18 protein-coding genes, 1 tRNA gene and 1 pseudogene are annotated in these 15,274 nt (G+C 59.1%); 15 read left to right on the top strand and 5 right to left on the bottom strand.

What is annotated here, in order from left to right; translation table 11 throughout:
- The first annotated feature begins 102 nt into the window (after positions 1–102).
- The 4 genes and pseudogenes from AC2444_RS22100 to AC2444_RS22115 all read left to right on the top strand — a co-directional run.
- Positions 103–486, top strand: coding sequence for a TIGR02300 family protein (locus AC2444_RS22100; RefSeq protein ID WP_012759632.1), 384 nt, complete (start codon positions 103–105; stop codon positions 484–486).
- 149 nt (positions 487–635) lie between these two features.
- Positions 636–711 (top strand) — tRNA-Ala (locus AC2444_RS22105).
- A gap of 119 nt (positions 712–830) precedes the next feature.
- Positions 831–1,040, top strand: coding sequence for a GIY-YIG nuclease family protein (locus AC2444_RS22110; RefSeq protein ID WP_012759633.1), 210 nt, complete (start codon positions 831–833; stop codon positions 1,038–1,040).
- 72 nt (positions 1,041–1,112) lie between these two features.
- Positions 1,113–1,231: pseudogene (locus AC2444_RS22115) on the top strand (YoaK family protein); the annotation flags it as partial.
- A gap of 146 nt (positions 1,232–1,377) precedes the next feature.
- Here the strand turns inward: AC2444_RS22115 and AC2444_RS22120 are convergent.
- Entirely contained in the window at positions 1,378–1,728 is a 351-nt protein-coding gene (locus AC2444_RS22120) for a hypothetical protein (protein WP_164902765.1), read from the bottom strand.
- On the opposite strand from AC2444_RS22120, the gene AC2444_RS22125 reads away from it, so the two are divergent.
- The 4 genes from AC2444_RS22125 to AC2444_RS22140 all read left to right on the top strand — a co-directional run bounded on the left by AC2444_RS22125 (position 1,727) and on the right by AC2444_RS22140 (position 5,502).
- Positions 1,727–2,656, top strand: a complete 930-nt coding sequence (locus AC2444_RS22125) for a TauD/TfdA dioxygenase family protein (RefSeq protein ID WP_012759634.1) — start codon at positions 1,727–1,729, stop codon at positions 2,654–2,656. The two genes, AC2444_RS22120 and AC2444_RS22125, sit on opposite strands and share 2 nt — an antisense overlap.
- Before the next feature lie 245 nt (positions 2,657–2,901).
- The gene (locus AC2444_RS22130) at positions 2,902–3,936 is read left to right on the top strand and encodes an NADP-dependent oxidoreductase (RefSeq protein WP_012759635.1); all 1,035 of its coding nucleotides are present in this window, start codon (positions 2,902–2,904) and stop codon (positions 3,934–3,936) included.
- A gap of 155 nt (positions 3,937–4,091) precedes the next feature.
- Complete coding sequence (locus AC2444_RS22135; protein WP_012759636.1) at positions 4,092–5,045, top strand: sulfonate ABC transporter substrate-binding protein; 954 nt, start codon at positions 4,092–4,094, stop codon at positions 5,043–5,045.
- Between the two features lie 217 nt (positions 5,046–5,262).
- Positions 5,263–5,502, top strand: a complete 240-nt coding sequence (locus AC2444_RS22140) for a hypothetical protein (protein ID WP_041935606.1) — start codon at positions 5,263–5,265, stop codon at positions 5,500–5,502.
- Positions 5,503–5,605: 103 nt separating this feature from the next.
- Here AC2444_RS22140 and AC2444_RS22145 read toward each other — a convergent pair whose 3' ends face one another.
- The gene (locus AC2444_RS22145) at positions 5,606–6,982 is read right to left on the bottom strand and encodes an FAD/NAD(P)-binding protein (protein WP_012759637.1); all 1,377 of its coding nucleotides are present in this window, start codon (positions 6,980–6,982) and stop codon (positions 5,606–5,608) included.
- A 372-nt stretch (positions 6,983–7,354) separates the two neighbouring features.
- Here AC2444_RS22145 and cysE point away from each other — a divergent pair, with 372 nt between their 5' ends.
- Positions 7,355–8,203 carry a serine O-acetyltransferase gene (gene cysE / locus AC2444_RS22150; RefSeq protein WP_012759638.1) on the top strand — a complete coding sequence of 283 codons (849 nt, stop codon included), beginning with the start codon at positions 7,355–7,357 and terminating at the stop codon, positions 8,201–8,203.
- 111 nt (positions 8,204–8,314) lie between these two features.
- On the opposite strand, the gene AC2444_RS22155 is transcribed toward cysE, so the two are convergent.
- Positions 8,315–8,551 carry a DUF2798 domain-containing protein gene (locus AC2444_RS22155; RefSeq protein WP_012759639.1) on the bottom strand — a complete coding sequence of 79 codons (237 nt, stop codon included), beginning with the start codon at positions 8,549–8,551 and terminating at the stop codon, positions 8,315–8,317.
- A gap of 237 nt (positions 8,552–8,788) precedes the next feature.
- On the opposite strand from AC2444_RS22155, the gene AC2444_RS22160 reads away from it, so the two are divergent.
- Complete coding sequence (locus tag AC2444_RS22160; RefSeq protein ID WP_012759640.1) at positions 8,789–9,511, top strand: YoaK family protein; 723 nt, start codon at positions 8,789–8,791, stop codon at positions 9,509–9,511.
- Positions 9,512–9,579: 68 nt separating this feature from the next.
- Entirely contained in the window at positions 9,580–10,368 is a 789-nt protein-coding gene (locus AC2444_RS22165) for a YdcF family protein (protein WP_012759641.1), read from the top strand.
- Between the two features lie 93 nt (positions 10,369–10,461).
- Here AC2444_RS22165 and AC2444_RS22170 read toward each other — a convergent pair whose 3' ends face one another.
- Positions 10,462–10,935, bottom strand: a complete 474-nt coding sequence (locus tag AC2444_RS22170) for a hypothetical protein (RefSeq protein ID WP_003544300.1) — start codon at positions 10,933–10,935, stop codon at positions 10,462–10,464.
- A 172-nt stretch (positions 10,936–11,107) separates the two neighbouring features.
- Between AC2444_RS22170 and AC2444_RS22175 the strand changes: the two genes are divergently transcribed.
- Positions 11,108–11,743: a trimeric intracellular cation channel family protein gene (locus tag AC2444_RS22175; RefSeq protein ID WP_012759642.1), complete on the top strand. Its 636-nt coding sequence runs from the start codon at positions 11,108–11,110 to the stop codon at positions 11,741–11,743.
- 114 nt (positions 11,744–11,857) lie between these two features.
- On the opposite strand, the gene irrA is transcribed toward AC2444_RS22175, so the two are convergent.
- Positions 11,858–12,277 carry an iron response transcriptional regulator IrrA gene (irrA, locus tag AC2444_RS22180; RefSeq protein WP_012759643.1) on the bottom strand — a complete coding sequence of 140 codons (420 nt, stop codon included), beginning with the start codon at positions 12,275–12,277 and terminating at the stop codon, positions 11,858–11,860.
- A 299-nt stretch (positions 12,278–12,576) separates the two neighbouring features.
- Between irrA and fabA the strand changes: the two genes are divergently transcribed.
- The 3 genes from fabA to fabI are packed head-to-tail and all read left to right on the top strand — an operon-like array spanning position 12,577 to position 15,181.
- The gene (gene fabA, locus AC2444_RS22185; protein WP_012759645.1) at positions 12,577–13,092 is read left to right on the top strand and encodes a 3-hydroxyacyl-[acyl-carrier-protein] dehydratase FabA; all 516 of its coding nucleotides are present in this window, start codon (positions 12,577–12,579) and stop codon (positions 13,090–13,092) included.
- A 45-nt stretch (positions 13,093–13,137) separates the two neighbouring features.
- Positions 13,138–14,370 carry a beta-ketoacyl-ACP synthase I gene (gene fabB / locus AC2444_RS22190; protein WP_012759646.1) on the top strand — a complete coding sequence of 411 codons (1,233 nt, stop codon included), beginning with the start codon at positions 13,138–13,140 and terminating at the stop codon, positions 14,368–14,370.
- A 4-nt stretch (positions 14,371–14,374) separates the two neighbouring features.
- A complete protein-coding gene (gene fabI, locus AC2444_RS22195; protein ID WP_003555777.1) occupies positions 14,375–15,181 on the top strand; it encodes an enoyl-ACP reductase FabI in 807 nt (268 codons plus the stop codon).
- The last annotated feature ends 93 nt before the right edge of the window (positions 15,182–15,274 follow it).

Consider the following 15,274-nt stretch of genomic DNA (forward strand, 5'->3'; position numbering starts at 1 on the left):
AAGCCACAGCGATTAAGGGGACCGGCTTATAAATTCCGATGGAACGCCGGCTTGATCGGCATTTGCCGAATCTTGCATTCGGTCATTCACACGAGGCTTATAGTGGCGAAAGCGGAACTTGGAACCAAGCGTACCGATCCGGAAACCGGCAAGAAGTTTTATGATCTGAACCGGGATCCGATCGTCTCTCCTTATACCGGCAAGTCCTACCCTCTGTCCTTCTTCGAAGAAACCTCGGCGATCGCCGAAGTTGCCGAGGAAGAGGAGGTCGCGGAAGTCGATACTGAAAACACCGAAGTCGAACTGGTTTCGCTGGAAGATGCCGATGACGCCGCCAGCGGTGACGACATCCCCGATATCGGCGATGACGATGTCGAAATCGAAGGCGACGACGACGACGATACCTTCCTCACACCCGACGAGGATGACGATGATGACGACATGAGCGACATCATCGGCGTGACCGGCGACGACGACGAAGTCTGAGACCGCATTTCGGCCCGGCGAGGAAAAAATTCTCCGGGCCAGATTTTTTAGGCTTGCTATCTCCGGAATCCGGAAGTAATAAGCCGCCACTCCGAAGGGCACGCCTTGAGGAGTATCCCAGGACCGGCCGCGAGCCGGACCACCTTGATGGGGCTATAGCTCAGCTGGGAGAGCGCTTGCATGGCATGCAAGAGGTCAGCGGTTCGATCCCGCTTAGCTCCACCAGCCTACGCTCTTCGAGCTTCGGCTCGGCAAGCCGGCAGGCTTGACGGGACGAGGGCGAGAAGGAAGCGGAGGCTGCCGCGCCGAAGTTGCGAAGCAACATAGCGGGCTACGATCCTTCCATGAAGTACGTCTACATTCTCCATAGCACTGAATTTCCGGATCGCTATTATGTTGGCGTGACGAGTGATCTGAAGTCGCGCTTGGCAAAACACAACGCCGGCGAGGTTTCTCACACCTCGAAATATCTTCCTTGGTCTCTCAAGACCTATCTCGCTTTCTCCGATGAAACGCAGGCCTTCGCTTTCGAGAAATATCTGAAGTCGGCTTGAGGCAGAGCTTTCGCAAAGAAAAGACTCTAGCCGGCCCACCTCAACTCCGGCAGGACGCCTCCACAGCCCGCCGGCGCCTTGCTGACCGGCGATTTCATCTCCTTCATGACAGGCAACACGACGCGGCCGCACTGGCCTTGAGTGAGGGCAATCTTTATCACGCGGCGGTCCTGATCTCCGCCACCGTCGTGCAGAAATTCTTCGAGGCAGCAGACGCAACGAAAAGGGCTTGGGCGGCGGATATACCGCGTTCGGAGACGAACAGATCTTCCTCAATGTGACGAATTCCGAAGGAGAGCCTTATAGCGGCCTTGATGACGCAACCTTCCAAGGCGGACTAAAACGCGCTGCCGCATCCTTTGGTGCGCGTCACAAAGACAGCCGAAAGCAAAGGCTGGAACCGCGATGAATGAGAGCCCCGTACGAGGCATCCACGCGCAAGCCGCTTGGCTATCGAAAGATGCATCGCTGAAGGCCCAAGTGAGAATTCACCGGCAATAAGAAAATATCGAAGGCGGCTGTTTGGGCAAACAGTCAAAATTAGAATATTTTGTCTATTGATTTGATGGATTATAGCGTTCCATAGCCCTGTCGATTTTAACAATAAGATTTTCGAACGTCCGGCGAATGCGTCGTTGGGCGCATGTGACTTGCCGTCTTCTTCCAAGATCAGCCAGGAGATATCCATGAGCAATCCAGTTCTCGTCAATCAGATCATTCCCGAGTCCGATGTCGTGCCGCTGACCGGCCGCGTCGGAGCCGAAATCAGGGGTATTCGCCTCGGCGGAGACCTTTCCGACGCGACGGTCGCAGCCATCAACCAGCTTCTCCTGAAACACAAAGTCATCTTTTTCCGCGATCAGGACCATCTTGGCGATTCCGAACAGGAATCGTTCGCGCGCCGCCTGGGCGACCTTGTGCCTCATCCAACTCAGGGTCCGGTGGCCGGCACGGCTTCCATCCTCAATCTCGATTCCAGCCGCGGAGGCGGCAGGGCGGACCAGTGGCACACCGACGTCACCTTCGTGGATGCCTATCCCAAATTCTCGGTCCTTCGCGGCGTCGTCATTCCGGCGGCTGGAGGTGATACGATCTGGTCCAACACCCATGCCGCATACGAAAGTCTGCCAGCATCGCTCAAATTGCTGGCGGACAATTTGTGGGCCATTCACAGCAATGCCTATGACTACGCAGCCGTGCGCCCTCGCGCCACCGCTGACGAGAAGAAGCATTTCGAGGAAGTTTTCACGTCGACCATCTACGAGACCGAGCATCCAGTCGTGCGTGTCCATCCCGAAACCGGCGAAAGATCGCTGCTGCTCGGCAATTTCGTTCAGCGTCTCGTCGGCTTGTCGAAGAGCGACTCCGCAAAACTCTACGAGGTGTTCCAGTCCTATGTTACCGCGCCGGAAAATACCGTGCGCTGGCACTGGAGAGCCGGTGACGTCGCAATCTGGGATAATCGCGCGACCCAGCACTACGCTGTCAACGACTACGGCGACCAGCACCGGGTCGTGCGCCGCGCCACCGTTGACAGCGACGTCCCCGTCAGCGTCGACGGCCGCCGCAGCGTAACCCACGTCAAGGTCGCCAAGCCGAAAGCAAAGGCCGCGTGAGCGCGGCTGGACTAGGGAGCAACCATGAAGCTTGATATAGCGCGGCGCTTTCCGCGCTACTCGATCGGCGAACGCGCGTCATAAAGGGCGAACTGAGCACGGTCACATTTCCAGGCATGCTGGTTGTGAACGCGCCCGCGACACGACGACCAGGGGTGCGCCGGTACGGCCCAGATGGCGAGCGCTCAGTTCGCTTCAAGCAAATTCCTGATACACCAAGGAGAAATTCGAAGAGGAGAACACCCATGGTTAGTCAACCCGTTACCACCCGCATCGTCCTTGCATCGCGCCCATCCGGAAAGCCGGTGGCTGCGAATTTCCGGCTCGAGCGGGAGACGGTTCGGGATCTCGCCGAGGGCGAGGTTCTTCTCAAGACGCTTTATCTTTCCCTTGACCCCTACATGCGGGGCCGCATGGACGATGCCAAGTCCTATGCCAAGCCGGTCGAAATTGGCGGTGTGATGGAAGGGGGCACGGTTGCGCAGGTCGCGCACAGCCGCAACACGGCGTTCAAGGCGGGGGATATCGTCCTCTCGCATTCCGGCTGGCAGAGCTATGCGATTTCCGATGGTGCGGGCTTGCAGAAGCTCGATCCGGAAACCGCACCGATCACGACAGCACTCGGCATTCTTGGAATGCCGGGCTTTACGGCCTATGCCGGGCTTCGCAATATTGGCAAACCCAAAGCCGGCGAAACACTTGTGGTCGCGGCAGCGAGCGGCGCGGTTGGCTCGGCAGTTGGACAGATGGCAAAGATTTACGGTGCGCGTGTTGTCGGAATCGCAGGCGGGTCCAAGAAATGTGACCACTTACGCCAAGAGCTCGGCTTCGATGTCGCGATAGACCATCATTCGAGCGATTTTCCGGCACAACTCGCAGCCGCCTGTCCGAACGGAATCGATGTCTATTTCGAGAATGTTGGTGGCCACGTCTGGAGCGCGGTGTTTCCATTGCTGAACGACTTCGCGCGGATACCGGTCTGTGGCCTCATCGCGCATTACAACGAAGGATCCTCTGTCTCGAACGGAGGTGATCAGCTTCCTGCGGTGATGCGTGCCATCCTGCGGAAAAGCCTCACCATACGAGGCTTCATACAGCGCGAATTTGCCGACCAGCGTCCCGACTTCTCCCATCAGGCCGGAGCGTGGATCTCGGAAGGGCGGCTCAAGTACAAGGAAGATCTCGTTGACGGCCTTGAAAACGCTCCCGAGGCTTTCCTTGGCCTCCTGGAAGGGAAAAATTTCGGAAAGCTGATCGTGCGCGTCGCGCCCCGAACATAGCCTCGGCGTTCTCTATTTCGCGGCGCAGTTCTTTTTGCTCACGGTCGGAACAGAACAAAAAAGCGAATCCCGAAGAGGCCGACACCGGAGCACATATATTCTATCAAAAATATAGAGACACTTTAATTTGGTCTCGTCTTATTCCGGAGGGTATGATGAAGATCACAAGGCGAGCTTTCACTGCAGTGGTGGCAGGTGCCATCGCGACACCTTTGACCCACGTTCGGCTGGCCGGCGCCGCTGACAAGGCCGTGCGTATCGGCTACCAGAAATATGGAACGCTGGTGCTTCTCAAGGGCAAAGGCACGCTGGAGAAGAAACTGGAACCCATCGGCTACACCGTTGAATGGACCGAGTTTCCGGGCGGTCCTCAATTGCTCGAGGCCCTGAACGCTGGTGCTGTCGATTTCGGATCGACCGGCGAAACGCCGCCGATCTTCGCCCAGGCCGCAAACGCTCCGCTTGTCTATATCGCACACGAGCCGCCCGCCCCGCGCGGAGAAGCCATACTGGTCCCGAAGGACAGCCCCATAAAGTCCGTCGCGGAACTGAAAGGCAAGAAGGTCGCCTTCAACAAGGGCTCGAACGTGCATTACCTGCTCGTCAAGGCGCTCGAAGAAGCCGGCTTGACCTATGAGGACGTCGAATCATCCTTCCTCGCTCCGGCCGACGGCCGCGCAGCCTTCGAAAAGGGCGCGGTTGATGCTTGGGTCATCTGGGATCCCTTCCAGGCCGCGGCGGAAGTCGCGGTCGAAGCGCGAGAACTCAGAAACGGCGAAGGCATCGTCCCCAATCACCAGTTCTATCTCGGCACCAAGTCGCTGGTCGACGGTCACGCCGAGGCGATCGATGTCGTGATCGACGCCATTTCCGAGATCGACGAATGGACCAAGTCCGACACCGCGGCTGCGGCTGCGGAGCTCTCACCATCGGTCGGCATCCCCGAACCTGTCCTCGTCAAGGCGCTCGAGCGCCAGTCCTACGGGGTCAAGAGCCTGGACGACACCGTCGTCGCGCAGCAGCAGAACATCGCCGACACCTTTTTCAAACTGAAGCTCATTCCCAAGGAGGTGACGATTGCCGACGTTGTCCGCAAGGGCAAGGCGTGATGCCCACTTTAAGATCTGAGTTACCGGCCAGCGAGAAGATCTGCGAGACAATTGCTCGATGCGGTGCTGTCGGCAGGATGGCGAGGCTTTCGTCTGTCTCCTCCCAGCGAGACTCATTCCGGGCGCGGGAGAGTGGAAATCTTTCGACGCTGCGCGCGCCAGGGACTGACGCTGCGCGAACTGATCATTCAAACGCAGGAAACCGGCCACTGGTCGGTTGCCGGAACAGCTGACGGATGCGATCGAAGAGCGCGTCAAGTCAGGTGTTCTCGATGTCTTATCGATGCACGGCTTCGGCAATCCCGACCAGGAGGACCTCCAGGTAAACGGTTTGCTTCCTGAGCTCCGGCGCCGTCAACTGATCGACACCGATTATGTCGGAGAGGATTTCCGCTCCAATCTGGAACTGCCGCCGCTTGCGCCGCCGACAGTCATCCGGGCATCGCGAACGGCCTGACGGCAAGCCATTCCCGACCCAGCGCATCGCTCCGAGCGGCGATGCGGCTTTGGCCGGCTGTTGCCGTCCATTCACAGGTTGGAACAATAACTCTCCCACGTCGTCACAGGCTTTGACGACGTGCTGCGCTTTTAGCCACGTCACCAATCCAACCGTTGAGCAATGACGCTGCCGCATGGCTTTGCGAGACGATCTGAGGCACCAGATCGATATCCGGAAGGCTGCCCAGGCCGAGCGGTCCCATTGCGAACAGCCCATGCAACGCGCTCGCCTTGGTCCGCCCGCATTCATCTACGACGATACCGATCTCGAGTTCGTCACGCGTTGCAAGCCCCGCAACGATAAGCGAACGGACAAGCGGACTATCGGTCCCGGACGGCCGGAAGCGGCAGTCTATCGTCAGGTCCGCGGGAAGGACCTCAAGCCCGGTCGGGGCCGAAAACAGCACGCCGTTTGTGGCGATGCAATTCACTTTTCCCTTCCTCACGGCGATCGCGCCGCTGGCGATCGCATGATGCAGGCGCTGATAGTGCTCCGGCGGCAAGCGGTTGCGATGACTGTCGTAAATAGCCTTCACATGGCGTTTGAACCGTGCGCGCTCTTCCGGCGTCAGTCCCACCCAAAGGTCACGCGCACGTGAACGAAAGCCGTTCATAATGCCTTGCCATCCCGAACCTTCCAGATCGGCTCTGTTGGCGGCCTCACGCAGGAAACGGAATGCGCCGCGGAGCGTCCCCGGCATGGGTTGGTCGGTGACAACAGATCCAACGGCGGCAGGAGCATGCGACTGAGGCAGAAAGCCCGATTCCGAGATCAAAGTGACATGGGAAATCTTCGCGTCGGCCAGCAATCCGAGCGCCCTGTCGACCGCGTGGATGCCGCCGCCGATCACGACAGCGTTTTGCGTTCCACTGGCAGGAGCCACGTCCGAACTTTCCCGCATTCCGTAACCAGTCGCGAGAAACACAGCGTCAAAGCGGGTTCGCTGCTCCGCTCCAAGGAAAACCGAATATCCTCCGTCCAGATGCCTATCGATCGCCGTTACGGTATCCGAGCCAAACTGGACGATGACATCAGGCCGATGGGTCAGAGCTTCGGAGAAGCGTTTGTACACATAGGTGCTGAAAATTTCTCCGGGCACAAAGGCGTGTTCGAGACCTGCAGGATCCGAGATCAGGCGATCGCGCCACGTGTCATCGGTTTCGAGCCATCGACGAAAATCATCCGGCAGGCCGGGATCAACAGAAAGGTCGCGAACGCGGCTGGTCAGCACCGTCGACGCGGGCTGACTTATGCCCTCGCCGATATCTATCTTTGCTCGCGGATCGAACATCACCAGATGGAAAGGCCGCTCAACTCTTTTGAACAGAGCGATTGCGGTCATGATCCCCGTGAAGCCTCGGCCGACAATCGCAATCCTTGCGAGATGGTCCGCTTCCTGGGTCTCCGAATTCGAAGAACGTGACGAGAGAAGAGTCATTCATCGGCTCCTTCTGCGTTGGACCGGTCGGCATAAATTCGCCCGATCCGACCAGTCGCATAATTCTCTATCAAAATAATAGACAACCATGTCCCGAACGCAAGCACCATTCGACTTGAAATGATGACTGGGCGGTTTTGGCGGCTGGCGGGCCTTGGCCTCCCTTCCGGCTGCCGGCTTTACGCATTCCGGAGCACGGCTGACGGGCGATACAGCGACTTGGAAATTTTTTCCCGGTTCCGGCGAAAAAAGAGAGGAATTTTAGAGCGGCTACAAAGATCCACGTAATTTTAGACCATCTATCGCCGGCCAGATTAACCTAACGTCTGCATGCTGGATGTCGCGACATCCCGCATGCAGAAGGAAGCTAGCATGACGGTTCCACTGGTCAGCTTGAGCAATCTGTCGACGGAGCCATCCCCCTCGCCTCAGGTCGCCGCGATATGGGAGGCTCTTTGCGCGGAGGCCGTCAATGCTTCGGCCAAGGATGCAGCACTCACGCGCGCCATGAATTCCGCGGTGCTTTATCATGCGAGTTTCGCCCAGGCGCTCGCTCAGCGGGTCGCGATCAAACTGGCCAATCACGACCTCGACCATGACGAGCTGCTGGCGGTGATTGCCCAGGCGTTCGTCGGCAATCGCAATATTGTCGCCGATGCTGCGGCGGACCTCACCGCGATCAAGGAACGCGATCCATCGAACACGGAAATCCTGACGCCATTCCTCTATTTCAAGGGCTTTGTGGCTCTGCAGGGACAACGCGTCGCTCACTGGCTTTGGCATCATGACCGCCTCCATTTGGCGCGCCACATCCAGAGCCGAATTTCTGAAGTTTTCGGCGTCGATATTCATCCCGCCGCAAAGATGGGCAGGAGCATCATGCTCGATCATGGGAGCGGCCTGGTCATCGGCGAAACGGCTGTTGTCGAAGACGATGTATCGATACTCCAGAACGTCACGTTGGGAGGGACGGGCAAGGAGACCGGCGACCGGCACCCCAAGGTACGGCGCGGCGCTCTGATCGGAGCGGGGGCCAAGATTCTCGGCAACATCGAAATTGGTGTCGGCGCCAAGGTGGGTGCAGGCAGCGTGGTCATAAATGCTGTTGCAGCCTACACATCGGTCGCCGGCATTCCGGCGAGGCAGGTGGGCAAGCGCCACTTCAACCTCCCGGGCATCACGATGGACCAGACCTTGTCTGAACCGGAGTATATGATCTGAGGCCTGGGGTAGGCTTGTCTGGGCGAGGTTGGCGTGACGAGTAACCTGAAATCGCGCCGCCCTACATCACCTCCGGCAGGCCGCTCTCACAGCCCGCCGGCGCCTCGCACCTCACATCTCGACGATAACAGCCGTCACCCGCTTTACCACCGGCAGCATCAATAGCAGGACGGGAAAGGCGATCGCCCAGGAGAGCGCCCAAGCGGAGGGCCACATGGCAAGGGCAGGGGCGGTCAGGCCCTGTGCTCTGACGATGCTGATCGCTGAGACGACTGATGTCATCAGCAGCGAGAGAATGAGCGGCATGACGATCGTATTGTAACGTTTGGGGAGTTTGCCTTTGGGCATTTTGATCTCCGTAAGGTGCCGATCAGGCAATTGCGCAGCGCCGATCGGCGGGTTGCGCGTTGATTGACGTAAACGCTTACGGAGCTTCGATCTGAAGCAACGCCGTTTCTATGGCCGAAAATGTGTTGCCGTTCAAGTCCACCCCATCCCCTTCGGATCGCCTTTGCCAATTCCTCAATGAGAGGATGTATGTTCGTTGCTGGAATCTCAGCGATTCGGCTCCAGGACCCTCAGCCAATGACCAGAGCAAGACGCCGCCGCATCATCCGGACTCGACGAACCCTGACCGGGCTCGCCCTGGTCGGCTCGATCTCGTTTCTGGCTGGCATGACCGATGCGACTGGTCTTCTGCTGACCGGCGACTTTGTCTCCTTCATGACGGGGAACACGACGCGGGCCGCACTGGCCTTGAGTGAGGGCAATCTTTATCACGCGGCTGTCCTGATCTCCGCCATCGTCGTTTTCGTGCTCGGCAATGCGGCTGGCGTCGTCATCTCCCATGTCTCCGAGCGCCGGATCTTTGTGGTGCTCGGCTGCGTCGGGCTGGTTCTGGCGCTCGCCTCGATGATGACGGTGCAGAACATGCTGTTCGCGCGGTTCTACATGATCGTCTTTTCCATGGGCATGGTGAACGCTGCCGTCGAGCATATCGAAGGCCTGCCGATCGGGCTGACCTATGTGACCGGCGCCCTGTCGCGCTTCGGCCGGGGCATCGGCCGCTGGATCATCGGCGATCGTCGTGTCGAATGGACGATCCAGATCGTGCCCTGGGGCGGCATGGTGCTCGGCGCGATCGCCGGCGCCGTCCTGACGCGGCTGACCGGTGCGCACGCGCTGTGGCTGGTCTCCCTCTTCGCCATGCTGCTTGCACTTGCCGCCACGCTCATCCCGCGGCCGCTTCAGCGCCGCTTCAATCAGAAGGTTGCACCGAGCGGATCGGCCATCACGCGCGCGAAATAAAACCGTCGCATTCCTGTCACCGTCGAATCGGATAGGAAGGATCGCCGCCAATCCTCAAGGAGTGGGTCTTGTTCCTGATTTCGAAGCTTGTCTGGATTTTTGCTCAGCCGCTGTCGCTGGCATTCTTCCTCGTCTTCCTTGCCCTGCTTGCCGGCCTTCTGCGCTGGCGTATCTTAAGTATCCTCGGCGCAGCCGGTTCAGCCCTCATCCTCTTCGTCACGCTCTACACCACGGCCGGCAACCTGCTGATGCAAGGTCTCGAGCAGCGCTTCGCAAAGCCTGCCGCAGATCCCGATAGCCTGCAATGCATGATCGTGCTCGGCGGCGGCTTCGAAAACGAGGTGAACACGGCGCGCCACGGCATAGAATTCAACGGCGGAGCCGATCGCTTCATCGAAGCCCTGCGGCTCGCGCAGAAATTTCCGCAGTCGCGCATTCTGGTGTCGGGCGGCGACGGCTCCATGTCAGGCATCTATGAAGGTGATGCGGCGGCATCCGAGCGTTTCTTCCCGCTCTTCGGCGTCGGCAGGGATCGCCTGATCGAGGAGAGGCAATCGCGCACGACCTTCGAAAACGCCGTCAACACCAAGGAATTCCTGGCAAGCCAGGGTCTTTCAAATTGCCTGCTGATCACATCGGGTTTCCACATGCCGCGCTCCGTCGGCATCTTCCGCAAGCTCGGCATCGATATCGTGCCCTGGCCGACCGATTATCGCACCGACGGCCAGGTGAGGCTCGGGCTCGATTTCACTCAGCCGAACCTCAATGCGCAGAACATGGCGACGGCGATCCGCGAATGGTACGGGCTGGTAGGATATTATCTCGCCGGCCGCACATCCGAACTTTATCCGCAATAGACCGCCGCGCGTCCGATAGGACGCGCAAAGGACGCTCTATCACTTTGAATTCGCGCATAATCCCGAAAATCTTTCGGGATTATGCGCTGAAATTTACTTTTTCGAGATGGTGACGAATTTCGTGCCGCGGACACGCGCCGTCACGATGCAGGGATCACCTTCGGTGCGGTCGCAGAAACGCGGATGCATCTTCATCGCCAGCACCATGTTGCCGAAGCGCTGGACGAAATCGTAGCCATAGATCTGTGCGGTCGCGATCATGAAATAACCGCCTTCGGCAACCTGCAGGTAGAAATTATAGGTGCAGCCGTCGTCATTGCATTGCGGCCCCTTCTGCCCGTCGCAGGTCAGTTGGCCCTCGTTGACCACGGCGTCGATCAGGCCGTCATTGTTGATGTCCTGCCGGATGATGAAGCCGTCGGCAAATTCAGCCGTCTTGCACTGCTCCTGAAAATGTTTCTTCTCGTAGATCTCAGGATCGGAAATCAGCGATTGCTGACTGAGGGCGACAGCCGGCATGGCAAGCAGCAGGACGATATTCAGAACGGCGAGCACCAGCGTTTTCACGGCTTTCCTCTTTGGATAAAGGCTCCTAATGCATGTCGCCCAAAACTGTGCAGCGGTTTTGGGACAACGACATGCATTATATCAAAGACTTCAGCTTTATGGCCGCGCCGCCTTGCGCCGCCCTTGCCGCCGTGATTGATTCCGCAAAACTTCCGCCGGTTCCGGGGCTCGCATGTCTCTGCTCGTCTATCTCGATTATGCCGGCATTGCGCTGTTTGCAGCAACAGGCGCGCTCGCCGCCTCGCGCAAGCAACTGGACCTGATCGGTTTTTTGTTTTTCGCCATGGTGACGGGAACGGGCGGCGGCACCGTACGCGATATCGTGCTCGGCCGTGTGCCGGTCTTCTGGGTGCTGAACCCCGCCTATATCCTCGTCTGCTGCATCGTCGGCGTCATCGTTTTTTTCACCGCCCATCTGCTGGAATCGCGCTATCGCCTGCTGATCTGGCTGGATGCGATCGGCCTTGCCGCCTATTGCGTGATCGGCGCCGCCAAGGGCCTCGCCGCCACCGGTTCGCCGACCATCGCGATCGTCACCGGCACGCTGACGGCGACCTTCGGCGGCATCCTGCGCGATCTGATGGCAAACGAGCCTTCGGTGTTGTTGAGGCCGGAAATCTACGTGACCGCAGCCCTTATCGGCGCCGGCGTGTTCACGGCCGCGAATGCGCTCGGAATGCAGCTCTATCTGGCGTCTGCCTGCGGCGTCGTGGCGGCCTTTGCCGCTCGCGGTGGAGCCCTGTGGTTCGGCTGGACCTTCCCGACCTACAGGCACAAGCCCGGCCGGCATCCCGACGATGTCATGTGAAGCCTAATGCATGTCGCCCAAAAGTGCGCAGCGGTTTTGGGACAACAATATGCATAAAAATAAAGATTTAAAGGGCGTCGTATTAGCCCGATGCGGTGCGATGCGCTTTAGTCGTCAGCCCTGCTTCGCTCGCAGGCGGATCACCACGTCGACATGGGCGATCTCCATGCCCTCCGGCGGTTCCGGCAGATTGGCGATCGTCAGGTTGCTGACGGGAATGTCGAGCACCTCGTTCTCGCCTTCGACGAAGAAATGGTGATGGTCGGATATATTGGTGTCGAAATAGGTCTTGGCGCTCTCGACGGCGAGAACCCGGATGAGACCGGCTTCGGTGAATTGGTGCAGCGTGTTGTAGACGGTTGCCAAGGAGACTGGCACGCCGGCGGCAACCGCCTCCTCATGCAGTTCCTCGACGGTCAAATGCCGATCGCCCTTGGCAAACAGGAGGTCGCCGAGCGCGACACGCTGGCGGGTGGGGCGCAGGCCTGCACCGCGCAGCCTTACCTCTATTGCGATCGGGAGTGCACCCGTCATCAAAACCAACTCCGGTTATTCTGGCATAAGCAATCATGTTTCTTTAAGGGGTATAACTTTTGCATCGGAGCCTTTCAATAGTTCAATGGGGACAGGAGCCTGATAAACGCGGCAAAAACGGGCTTTTGACGCAAATAGGTCTGGTCCCGGCCCTAGCCTTCCTGTATGCGACCACCAAATAATGGCGCAAGCCTGGTCCGGGGCGATGAATGAAGCTGCCTTGCTCGTGCTTCATTTTCTGAAGAACTTGGACTACACGTTCACATCCATCGGCTTGATGCGGGAGGAAAAGAAACTTTATGACGACCAGACAGTCCAGCTTCTCGTATGAAGAACTCATCGCTTGCGCACATGGCGAGCTGTTCGGGCCCGGCAATGCGCAGCTGCCCCTGCCGCCCATGCTGATGGTTCACCGCATCACGGACATTTCCGAAACGGGCGGCACCTTCGATAAGGGCTACCTCCGGGCCGAATACGACGTACGCCCCGACGACTGGTATTTCCCCTGCCATTTCGAAGGCAATCCGATCATGCCGGGCTGCCTCGGTCTCGACGGAATGTGGCAGCTGACCGGTTTCTTTCTAGGCTGGCTCGGCGAGCAAGGCCGAGGCATGGCGCTTTCGACCGGCGAAGTGAAATTCAAGGGCATGGTCCGGCCACAGACGAAGCTGATCGAATATGGCATCGACTTCAAGCGTGTCATGCGCGGCCGTCTGGTCCTCGGCACGGCCGACGGCTGGCTAAAGGCGGACGGCGAGACCATATATCAGGCGGCCGACCTTCGCGTCGGTCTATCGAAAGACAAGGCGGCCTGAAACCGCATTTCGAGCGGCTGACGAAAACAACAAAGGTTTGATCAGATGAGACGGGTAGTTGTCACGGGCCTGGGTGTCGTGTCCTCGATCGGAAACGACGCGGCCGAAGTCACCGAATCCTTGCGGCAGGCAAAGTCGGGTATCTCCTTTTCGAGCGATTTCGCCGAACATGGGTTCAAGTGCCAGGTCTGGGGCAGTCCGAAGCTCGGTTCGGCGGAACTTGCCGAACTGGTCGACCGCCGCGCCATGCGCTTCCTGTCGCAGGGCGGCGCCTGGAACCATGTCGCCATGAAACAGGCACTTGCCGATTCCGGCCTGGAAGAGAAAGACTACGCTCAGAACGAGCGTACCGGCATCATCATGGGCTCCGGCGGTCCGTCCACCCGCACCCTGATCGAAGCTGCCGAGATCACCATAAAAAATAACAGCCCGAAACGCATCGGCCCCTTCGCCGTGCCGAAGGCGATGTCCTCGACCGCATCGGCCACGCTCGCCACCTGGTTCAAGATCCACGGCGTAAATTATTCGATCTCGTCGGCCTGCTCGACCTCGGCGCATTGCATCGGCAACGCCGCCGAGATGATCCAGTGGGGCAAGCAGGACGTGATGTTCGCCGGCGGCCACGAGGATCTCGACTGGACGATGTCCAACCTCTTCGACGCCATGGGCGCCATGTCCTCCAAATATAACGACACGCCGGACAGCGCCTCGCGCGCCTATGATGTCAACCGCGACGGTTTCGTCATCGCCGGCGGCGCCGGCGTGCTGGTGCTTGAGGAGCTGGAGCGCGCTAAGGCCCGCGGTGCCAAGATCTACGCAGAAATCGTCGGCTACGGCGCAACCTCGGACGGCTACGACATGGTCGCCCCCTCGGGCGAAGGCGCTATCCGCTGCATGCGCCAGGCGCTCGCCACCGTCAAAGGCGACGTCGACTACGTCAACACCCACGGCACATCGACGCCGGTCGGCGACAGCAAGGAAATCGGCGCCATCCGCGAAGTGTTCGGCTCGAAGATCCCGCATATCCAGTCGACCAAGTCGCTGACCGGCCATTCGCTTGGCGCTGCCGGGGTGCAGGAATCGATCTATTCCCTGCTGATGATGCAGCAAGGCTTCATCGGCGAAAGCGCTCATATCACCGAGCTCGATCCCGAATTCGAAGGTGTCCCGATCGTGCGCAAGCGCATCGACGACGCCAAGATCGACATTGCCCTCTCCAATTCCTTCGGCTTCGGTGGCACCAACGCCACGCTCGTCTTCCAGCGTTATAACGGATAATAATATGACGGGATTCATGCAGGGTAAGCGCGGGCTCGTTATGGGCGTCGCCAATAACCACTCGATCGCCTGGGGGATTTCAAAAGCTCTCGCCGCACAGGGTGCGGAACTCGCCTTCACCTATCAGGGCGATGCGCTCGGCAAGCGCGTCAAGCCGCTTGCTGCCGAGGTCAACTCGGATTTCGTGCTGCCCTGCGACGTCGAGGACGTCGCCTCGGTCGATGCCGTGGTCGACGCGATCAAGGAGCGCTGGGGCAAGCTCGATTTCATCGTCCATGCCATCGGTTTTTCCGACAAGAACGAGCTGAAGGGTCTCTACGCCGATACGACGCGGGAGAATTTCAGCCGCACCATGGTCATTTCCTGTTTCTCCTTCACCGAGATCGCCAAGCGCTGCGCTCCGTTGATGGAAGATGGTGGTGCGATGCTGACGCTGACCTATAATGGCTCGACGCGCGTCATCCCGAACTACAACGTCATGGGGGTTGCCAAGGCAGCGCTCGAGGCTTCGGTGCGTTATCTCGCTGCCGACTACGGCCCGCGCGGCATCCGCGTCAATGCCATTTCCGCCGGCCCGATCCGTACGCTTGCCGGCGCCGGCATCTCCGATGCGCGCGCGATCCTCTCCTGGAACCAGCGCAATGCGCCGCTGCGCAAGACCGTGACCATCGATCAGGTCGGCAACTCGGCTCTCTACCTGCTCTCCGACCTTTCCTCCGGCGTCACCGGCGAAATCCACTTCGTCGACGCCGGCTTCAACGTCACCTCCATGCCGACGCTGGAAACGCTGAGCAAAGCGGACGTCGAGTAAACGGCTACCCCATTTGAAACTCAAAGGCCGTGCGCAGATGATGCGCACGGCCTTTTTGTTGTTCGATGATAGGATCAGCGTCGAAGCCGCCTG

This window comes from Rhizobium sp. WSM1328, from assembly GCF_057653715.1.

What these genes read in the sequence shown, in the direction of transcription:
- AC2444_RS22130 (WP_012759635.1), top strand. Translation starts at nt 2,902, where the DNA reads ATGGTTAGTCAACCCGTTACCACCCGCATCGTCCTTGCATCGCGCCCA.
- AC2444_RS22175 (WP_012759642.1), top strand. Translation starts at nt 11,108, where the DNA reads ATGTCTCTGCTCGTCTATCTCGATTATGCCGGCATTGCGCTGTTTGCA.
- AC2444_RS22155 (WP_012759639.1), bottom strand. Translation starts at nt 8,551, where the DNA reads ATGCCCAAAGGCAAACTCCCCAAACGTTACAATACGATCGTCATGCCG.
- AC2444_RS22160 (WP_012759640.1), top strand. Translation starts at nt 8,789, where the DNA reads ATGACCAGAGCAAGACGCCGCCGCATCATCCGGACTCGACGAACCCTG.
- AC2444_RS22120 (WP_164902765.1), bottom strand. Translation starts at nt 1,728, where the DNA reads ATGGATATCTCCTGGCTGATCTTGGAAGAAGACGGCAAGTCACATGCG.
- AC2444_RS22135 (WP_012759636.1), top strand. Translation starts at nt 4,092, where the DNA reads ATGAAGATCACAAGGCGAGCTTTCACTGCAGTGGTGGCAGGTGCCATC.
- cysE (WP_012759638.1), top strand. Translation starts at nt 7,355, where the DNA reads ATGACGGTTCCACTGGTCAGCTTGAGCAATCTGTCGACGGAGCCATCC.
- irrA (WP_012759643.1), bottom strand. Translation starts at nt 12,277, where the DNA reads ATGACGGGTGCACTCCCGATCGCAATAGAGGTAAGGCTGCGCGGTGCA.
- fabB (WP_012759646.1), top strand. Translation starts at nt 13,138, where the DNA reads ATGAGACGGGTAGTTGTCACGGGCCTGGGTGTCGTGTCCTCGATCGGA.
- AC2444_RS22110 (WP_012759633.1), top strand. Translation starts at nt 831, where the DNA reads ATGAAGTACGTCTACATTCTCCATAGCACTGAATTTCCGGATCGCTAT.
- AC2444_RS22125 (WP_012759634.1), top strand. Translation starts at nt 1,727, where the DNA reads ATGAGCAATCCAGTTCTCGTCAATCAGATCATTCCCGAGTCCGATGTC.
- AC2444_RS22145 (WP_012759637.1), bottom strand. Translation starts at nt 6,982, where the DNA reads ATGACTCTTCTCTCGTCACGTTCTTCGAATTCGGAGACCCAGGAAGCG.
- fabI (WP_003555777.1), top strand. Translation starts at nt 14,375, where the DNA reads ATGACGGGATTCATGCAGGGTAAGCGCGGGCTCGTTATGGGCGTCGCC.
- fabA (WP_012759645.1), top strand. Translation starts at nt 12,577, where the DNA reads ATGACGACCAGACAGTCCAGCTTCTCGTATGAAGAACTCATCGCTTGC.